The sequence below is a fragment of the Rhodococcus sp. 4CII genome (assembly GCF_014256275.1).
In the GTDB taxonomy this organism is placed as follows: domain Bacteria; phylum Actinomycetota; class Actinomycetes; order Mycobacteriales; family Mycobacteriaceae; genus Rhodococcus_F; species Rhodococcus_F wratislaviensis_A.
The window spans coordinates 6,685,287-6,692,500 of the sequence record NZ_JACCFE010000002.1 but is presented as its reverse complement, the minus strand read 5'-3'; the positions used below and the strand labels follow the sequence as shown (position 1 = coordinate 6,692,500).

General features: G+C 68.0%; 7 protein-coding genes (1 of these 7 only partly in view). 3 read left to right on the top strand and 4 right to left on the bottom strand.

Annotated elements, in window-relative coordinates:
• Positions 1–215, bottom strand: the 5' end (the start) of a protein-coding gene (locus H0B43_RS31855; protein WP_185724297.1) for a DNA-3-methyladenine glycosylase. The gene continues 403 nt to the left of window position 1, outside the view; only the first 215 of its 618 coding nucleotides appear in the window; the start codon lies at positions 213–215; its stop codon lies beyond the left edge, outside the window.
• A gap of 92 nt (positions 216–307) precedes the next feature.
• Between H0B43_RS31855 and H0B43_RS31850 the strand changes: the two genes are divergently transcribed.
• Genes H0B43_RS31850 through H0B43_RS31840 form a run of 3 tightly spaced genes read left to right on the top strand, consistent with a single transcriptional unit; the run spans position 308 to position 2,417 of the window.
• Positions 308–1,039, top strand: coding sequence for an ABC transporter ATP-binding protein (locus H0B43_RS31850; protein WP_185724298.1), 732 nt, complete (start codon positions 308–310; stop codon positions 1,037–1,039).
• A complete protein-coding gene (locus tag H0B43_RS31845) occupies positions 1,039–1,794 on the top strand; it encodes an ABC transporter permease (protein ID WP_185724299.1) in 756 nt (251 codons plus the stop codon). The genes H0B43_RS31850 and H0B43_RS31845 overlap by 1 nt, the downstream gene beginning before the upstream one ends.
• Entirely contained in the window at positions 1,791–2,417 is a 627-nt protein-coding gene (locus H0B43_RS31840; protein WP_185724300.1) for a TetR/AcrR family transcriptional regulator, read from the top strand. Before H0B43_RS31845 ends, H0B43_RS31840 begins: the two co-directional genes overlap by 4 nt.
• On the opposite strand, the gene H0B43_RS31835 is transcribed toward H0B43_RS31840, so the two are convergent.
• The 3 genes from H0B43_RS31835 to argH form a co-directional block, all read right to left on the bottom strand.
• Positions 2,418–2,630, bottom strand: a complete 213-nt coding sequence (locus H0B43_RS31835) for a Trm112 family protein (RefSeq protein ID WP_073361972.1) — start codon at positions 2,628–2,630, stop codon at positions 2,418–2,420.
• Positions 2,631–2,668: 38 nt separating this feature from the next.
• Complete coding sequence (locus tag H0B43_RS31830; RefSeq protein ID WP_185724301.1) at positions 2,669–5,653, bottom strand: acyl-CoA synthetase; 2,985 nt, start codon at positions 5,651–5,653, stop codon at positions 2,669–2,671.
• Positions 5,654–5,765: 112 nt separating this feature from the next.
• A complete protein-coding gene (gene argH / locus H0B43_RS31825; RefSeq protein ID WP_185724302.1) occupies positions 5,766–7,214 on the bottom strand; it encodes an argininosuccinate lyase in 1,449 nt (482 codons plus the stop codon).

Genomic DNA, 7,214 nt, shown 5'->3' with positions numbered 1-7,214 from the left:
TACAGGTGGCCCGCGGGTCCGAACATCACCTCGTTCCGCGGTGTCCGCCCGCGGTAGGAGTGGGATGCCGGATCCGGCCACGGGCCGTCCTTTTGCCCGCCGTACGCCTCCACCTCGACGATGCGGATGCGCACGTCGCCGACGATCAGCGTCGAACCGAGCACGATCTTCGCGGCGTCGACGGGTTCCGCCCGGGCAAGTCGATCGATGGTCACGCCCCGATTCTCCACACCGTTGACGTGGGCACCGAAACGGTCGCATAATTCATCAAGCAATGAATTCACCCAGTGATGAATTGAGGCACGCCATGAGCGGCAGCCCTGCGATCGACATTCGAGACCTGCATGTGCAGCGAGGGAAGAACGAAGTACTTCATGGCATCGACGTCGAGGTGCCGAGCGGATCCATCACCGGCCTCCTCGGACCGTCGGGTTGCGGGAAGACCACTCTGATGCGCTGCGTCGTGGGTACCCAGATCGTGGAATCCGGGACGGTCACCGTGCTGGGCTCCCCCGCCGGTTCGGTGTCGTTACGGAGCCGCGTCGGTTACGTCACCCAGTCGCCCAGCGTGTACGCCGACCTCACGGTGAAGAGGAACGTGGCCTACTTCGCGGCGCTCTACGGTCAGCCGTCGAGTGCCGTCACCGAGGCCGTCGACGCGGTAGGCCTGACCCGCTTCGCGACACAGAAAGCCGCGGATCTGTCGGGAGGTCAACTCGGGCGGGTCTCCCTCGCCTGCGCCCTCGTGGCCCGCCCCGAACTCCTCGTCCTCGACGAACCGACGGTCGGACTCGATCCACTCCTGCGCGTCGAACTCTGGGAGCGGTTCGAAGCTCTCGCCGACGCAGGGACCACCCTGCTCGTGTCGAGCCATGTCATGGACGAGGCCGAACATTGCGCGTCACTGCTCCTCATGCGCGACGGCTACGTTCTCGCGCAGGTCTCCCCCGGCGAACTCCGGGAGCAGACCGGTGAGACGAGCCTCGAAGACGCCTTCCTGAACCTCATTCGCGCATCACACGTCGGGAGCGAGAACTGATGAACGTCACGATCTTCGCGGCCACCACCGGCCGGATCCTCGCGCAACTGCGCACGGATCACCGTACCGTCGCCATGATTCTGGTGGTACCCAGTCTGCTCATGGTGCTGCTGTACTTCCTGTACCAGAACGTGCCTGCGCCGCCCGGTCAGCTGTCGCTGTTCGAGCGCGTCGCGATCACGATGCTCGGCATCCTCCCGTTCGTCGTGATGTTCCTCGTCACCTCGATCGCGATGCAACGCGAACGGACGTCGGGAACGCTCGAGCGCCTGCTCACCACCCCGATGGGCAAACTCGACCTGCTCGGCGGCTACGCGGCGGCGTTCTCCACGGCCGCGGCCGCGCAGGCGGCGCTCGCCTGCATCGTCTCGTTCGGATTCCTCGGCCTCACCACCGAGGGCAGCGTGACGTGGGTGCTACTGATCGCTGTCCTGAACGCGATACTCGGCGTGGCGCTGGGCCTGCTGTGCAGCGCGTTCGCGCGCACCGAGTTCCAGGCGGTGCAGTTCATGCCGGTGGTCGTCGTCCCCCAACTGTTCCTGTGCGGGCTGCTCGTTCCGCGCGATCAGCTCCCCACGTGGCTCGAGTGGATCAGCAACATCCTCCCGCTCAGCTATGCCGTCGACGCGCTCCAGCAGGTCGCCACCCATCCCGGAGCGACGGGCGACATGTGGCGTGACCTGGCTGTGGTCACCGGTTTCGCGCTGCTCGCGCTGTCGCTGGGGGCCGCAACGCTGAGGCGCCGCACCCCATGACCGACCCCGCAACACGCGAAGAAGCGGCCACCGCCCAACGGACGGGACGCCGTCCCGGCAACCCGGACACACGATCGCGAATCCTGGCGACGGCCCGGAAACTGTTCGCACAGAACGGATTCGACAAGACGAGCGTACGATCCGTGGCCGGCGGGGCGGGCGTCGACTCCGCTTTGGTCCACCACTACTTCGGCACCAAGCGTCAGCTGTTCCTCGCCTCGGTGGACATCCCCGTCGACCCGACGCAGGTGATCGCGCCGGTGCTCGCCGGCCCTACCGACGAGATCGGACGCCATCTCGCGCGTGCCGTCCTCTCGGTCTGGGAGTCTCCGCACCGGCCCGCCGTCGTCGCGGCGTTCCGGTCTGCGATGTCGGGAGACGAACCCACTCTGATCCGGACGTTCCTGCTGGAGGTCGTGCTCCGAGACCTCGGCCCGCGGGTCGACGAACCGCCTGGAACCGGGATGCTGCGCATGCAACTGGTGGCATCCCAGATGGCGGGTGTCCTGGTGACGCGGTACGTCCTCGAATTCGAGCCACTCGCGTCGCTGCCCGTCGACGACCTGGTCACGATCGTCGCTCCGACGTTGCAGCGCTACCTCACCGGCGATCTGCCGGTGTGATCAGGCCTCGCCGGCGGCCCTAGCGAGCAGCGTGGCGTGCTCGTCCTCGCCGACGTCCCGCGCCTCGTCGATGAGGAGGACGGGAATCCCGTTCTCGATGGGATACGCCCGCCGGAGCCGAGGGTTGTAGAGCAACTCGTCTCCGACCAACAGCAGAGGTCCCTTGTCCTGCGGGCACGCGAGAATGCCGAGCAATGTCGGATCAATAACCACGGAAGTCCTCTCCAACCGTTCGGGTGAGCAGTGTCAGGTTACCGCGCGCCGGCAGGCACTCCGGCCGACCCGTCCTGGAACTCCGCGGCGACCGCCTTCGTCAGCCGCTTGTACTGCTGCGAGCCCGGATCGAGGTACCACACACGAGTTCCCGGTTTCGGAAGCCCGGCGGCGCTCAGGGCCTCGGCGTTCGGACGGTACGAGGACCCCAGCGGGATGTCCGCCACCACCTGGACGAGGTCGGGTCGCAGCGCTAGGGGAAGCTCGTCGAAGGCCTGGGCGATTTCGGTGAGCCTCGGCGGCCGGCCCTCCCGCACAGTGAACGCCGCGACGGCCAGCGTCCGACCACCCACGTCCACGCCGTACGCGACCGCGAGATCGACGCGATCGACGGCGCCGAGTGCGTCGACGATCGGCTGCGTGAAGACCGGTCCTCGCGGTGTGGCGATCACGGTCTTCCTGTGATCGACCAGCCAGTAGTCCCCATCGGCATCGCGACGGAAGAGGTTCTCCGTCGGAATCCACGCGTCGCCCGCCGCGAAGATCCCCCGCATCGCTCCACCGGACATCTCCGCGTGGACGCCGGCCCTGCCGAGAAGCAGACCCACCTCGCCGTCCAGGCATTCTCGGATGAATCCCTGCTGATCCTCCAACAGCCGACCGGCGATCGGGTCGTAGGCGGCGAGACGCACCTCCGCACTCCCGGGAAGGGGGCGCCCCTTGGACCCGACCTTCGCGCCGGCGACGTTCGCGAGTACCACGTCGCCCTCCGTCGAGGCGTAGAACTCGAGGACCTTCGCCGGGGCGAACCGCTCGGTCGTGCGGCGCCACAACCCCTGCGGCATACCGGATCCGATGAACAGCCGGACGGGGTGGCTGCCGTCGAGCGCGAGGTTATCCGCGTCGAGGATCTCGCGCATCATCGTCCACGTGTAGCTGACGACCGTCACGCCGTACCGGTGGACTTCCTCGGCGAATCGTTCGGGGTCGAGTCCGCGCGACAGCGCGATCCGGGAGCCACCCGCCACCGCGCCACCGATCGCGGCGAGCAGGCTCGACGAATGGTGGAGCGGTGCAAGGCAGTACACGGTGTCACCGCGGTCGAGATCGGCCGCGGACGCCGTCCCGAATGCGGACAGCGCCCACCGGTAGTTGGTGATCTGCTTGGTCTCCCAGTGTCCGTTGGACTCACTGCAGATGATGAACGCCAGTTCGCGCGCCAGACCGGGATCGGGCCGGTACCAGCCAGGCAGGGTCACGGTTTCGGGATCGATCTTCTCGAGATCCACGACGTCAGCCGAGGCGGGTACGTCGAGGTCACGCTGGGCGCCGCCGCCCAGTACCAGCACCTGCATGCCGGTCGCGATCGCCGCGTCCAGATTCTCGGGGTCGGTGACGACGCGCTCGACACCGTCGATGCGGAGGGCGGTATGGACCTCGCGGCCCGGCGGCAGGAGAACCGCGACGGCACCGAGACGGGACAGCGCGACGATGGCGGCGAGTGCGCTCGGGCGCGTCTGCATCATGACGCCGACGTGCGCGGCGGGGCGGACACCGGCCTGGATCAGGCCACGCACCACGTTGTCGATCCGCTGGTTGACCGCCTCGTAGGTATGGACGCGGTTGTCGAAGAGGAAGCACTCGCCACCCGGTGCCTTCCGGCGCTGCTCGGCCAGCAGTCGGCTGAGCGAAATCTGGGTGTGCGGCTGGATCTGCCCGAGCCGTGCCAGCCGCGGCAGGGCGCGGGTGGCCTCACCGGACAGCTCGACGGTTCCCCGCAGCGCGCCCGACGCGAAGTCGCTGATTCCCTTGCCGACACCGACACCGACCTCGGCGACCGAGGCCACGGTGTGGATGATGCGGTCGCTGATGGAGACTCCGGACTCACTGCCGAAGTGCTCGTCGTAGCGCATGAGATCGATGTCGGCGGGCCGCGCTCCGAGCCCCTCGTTCCACAGCACCCACTTGCCGGTAGTGGGCCACGTGTGGGTCGCCGCCGACGACCCCACCACGAGGCCGAAATGACCTGCCCTCAAAGTGGATTCATACACGTTCGCTCGCGGCGCGGCACGGCGGATGCCGCGGACCGCCAACGGCTGACCGATGTCGTCGACCTCACCGACGAACGCAAGGATCGGGCAGGTCAGTTCGGCGAGCGAGACCACCTGGTCCTTGATCACGAACCCGCCGGTCATCATGCGGTTGTGCACGATGAATTGTGTGAGCAGCTCGGCGACGGCGGGACCGGACCACGCCACCCAACCGTCGGTTGCGAGGAATCGTCGCTGCTGCTCCCGCGGCAGGAGCGCTTCCCTGTCGTGCAACTGACGAAGGAAGTCGAGTCGCGACTTCAGGGTCTTGACGGGATCGAGGAGCTGAAAACCGGTGCGCGCCATCCACCCCGACACCGCGAGGCGGTTGAAGACGTGGTCGGCGAGGAAACCGGCCGCGTCGGTGGCGAAACCGGCGGGTATGCCGAACGGCAGCCCGGCGAGCGTGTCGACCGGACTTCCGAACGTGACCAGGCCGGCGATGTCACGGCTTCGGCGATAGGCCGCCGCCTGGTACGCGAACATGCCGCCCTGCGAGTAGCCGGAGAGGTAGACGTCCCGGCCCGTGTGCGCCCGCACGTGGTCGATGATCTCGCTGATCGCGATGATGTGGTCGGCGAGAGTCCGATCCCAGCCCCCCTCTTCGGAATCGGGCGATCCGAAGTCGACCACCCACGGGTCGATCCCCATTCCGCGGAGGATGCCGACCGCCCCCTGATCCCGCGTCACGTCGTACACGTCGGCCGACATCATCATCGGCGGAATCAGAACGATCGGAGGTCCGGCGTCGGCAGGGTCCGTGTCGGGGAAATACCGCCGCAGCCGATACATCGGCGCACGTTCGACCACCTCGAACGGCGATGTGGTGAGGTCTGTCTCGAGCCCCCCGAGACGGACCACCTCCAACCCGTTCTGCGCCGTCGCCACCACGCGACGGATCGGGCCCATCACCGTTTCGGTATTCAATCCCACGAATACTCTCCCAGACTCTCGCTCCGCAACGCAGTTCTCACTGCCGCCCGCCCTCACCCTACTGCGCTCGACGCGTCACAAAGCCCCTAATCTGGGGCGTCCGACACCGGTCTCATCGACACCATTCGCGCAGCGACTCCGACAGCCGGCGGACCCCGCCCAACTGTTCGGCAACACGGACACCGGCCGTACCGCCGCGGGCGTTACGCGAGGCGATCGAGCCCTCGACGGTGAGCACCTCGCGCACGTCCGGAGTGAGCGCCGCGTCGACGCCGGCGAGTTCCTCATCGGTGAGGTCTTCGAGTCCGGCGCCCCGGGCCTCGGCGACGCGGACGCACGCCCCCGCCGCCTCGTGCGCGACCCGGAACGGGACGCCCTGCCGCACGAGCCACTCGGCGATGTCGGTGGCCAGCGTGAACCCTGCCGGCGCCAGTTCCGCCATTCGGTCCGTGTGGAATTCGAGGGTGGAGACCAGCCCGGTGATCGCCGGGAGCAGCAACTCGAGCTGCGCCACCGAATCGAAGACCGGCTCCTTGTCCTCCTGCAGATCCCGGTTGTACGCGAGCGGTTGCGCCTTCAGGGTCGCCAGCAGGCCGGTCAGGTTGCCGATCAGCCGACCCGCCTTGCCGCGGGTGAGTTCGGACACGTCGGGGTTCTTCTTCTGCGGCATGATCGACGAGCCGGTAGACCAGGCGTCGGCGAGCGTGATGTATCCGAATTCCGGGGTGCTCCACAGGATGACCTCCTCGGCCATCCGCGACAGGTCGACGCCGATCATCGCGAGGACGAACGCCGCCTCGGCCGCGAAATCCCGGGACGACGTGGCGTCGATGGAGTTCTCGGCGGAAGAATCGAATGCGAGTTCCGCGGCGATGGCCTCGGGATCGAGCCCCAGGGACGAGCCGGCCAGCGCGCCGGAACCGTACGGCGACACGGCCGCTCGCACGTCGAAGTCCCGCAACCGCTGGACGTCACGAAGCAACGGGTGCGTGTGCGCCAGCAGATGGTGCGCAAGCAGAACCGGCTGCGCCGCCTGCAGGTGCGTCTTGCCCGGCATCACCGCCGACGGGTGCGCCGCCGCCTGCGTCGCGAGAGCGTCGACGACGTCGAGAACGCCCTCCGCAACCCGGCGGACCGCGTCCCGCAACCACATCCGGAACAGCGTCGCCACCTGATCGTTGCGCGACCGCCCGGCGCGCAGGCGACCGCCGACCTCCGGACCGACCCGGTCGATCAGGCCACGCTCGAGTGCCCCGTGCACGTCCTCGTCGGATTCGCTCGGGACGAAGTCACCGCTCGCGACGTCGGCCGCGAGTCGGCCGAGACCGTCGAGCATCGTCGCCAGATCGTCGTCACCGAGCAGGCCGGCCTTGTGCAGCACCCGGGCGTGCGCCTGGGACGCGCGCACGTCGTAGGGCGCCAGCACCCAGTCGAAATGGGTGGACTTGCTCAGCGCCGCCATGGCGGCGGCCGGTCCGGACTCGAACCGGCCGCCCCACAGTGCGCCGGTCACGGTCGCACCCTGACGGGGCGCTCCTTCGTTGGTGCCGTGAGCACTCAT

Excerpts from the sequence above, each read along its gene's own strand:
- H0B43_RS31845 (WP_185724299.1), top strand. The coding sequence starts at position 1,039 with ATGAACGTCACGATCTTCGCGGCCACCACCGGCCGGATCCTCGCGCAA.
- argH (WP_185724302.1), bottom strand. The coding sequence starts at position 7,214 with ATGAGTGCTCACGGCACCAACGAAGGAGCGCCCCGTCAGGGTGCGACC.
- H0B43_RS31840 (WP_185724300.1), top strand. The coding sequence starts at position 1,791 with ATGACCGACCCCGCAACACGCGAAGAAGCGGCCACCGCCCAACGGACG.
- H0B43_RS31850 (WP_185724298.1), top strand. The coding sequence starts at position 308 with ATGAGCGGCAGCCCTGCGATCGACATTCGAGACCTGCATGTGCAGCGA.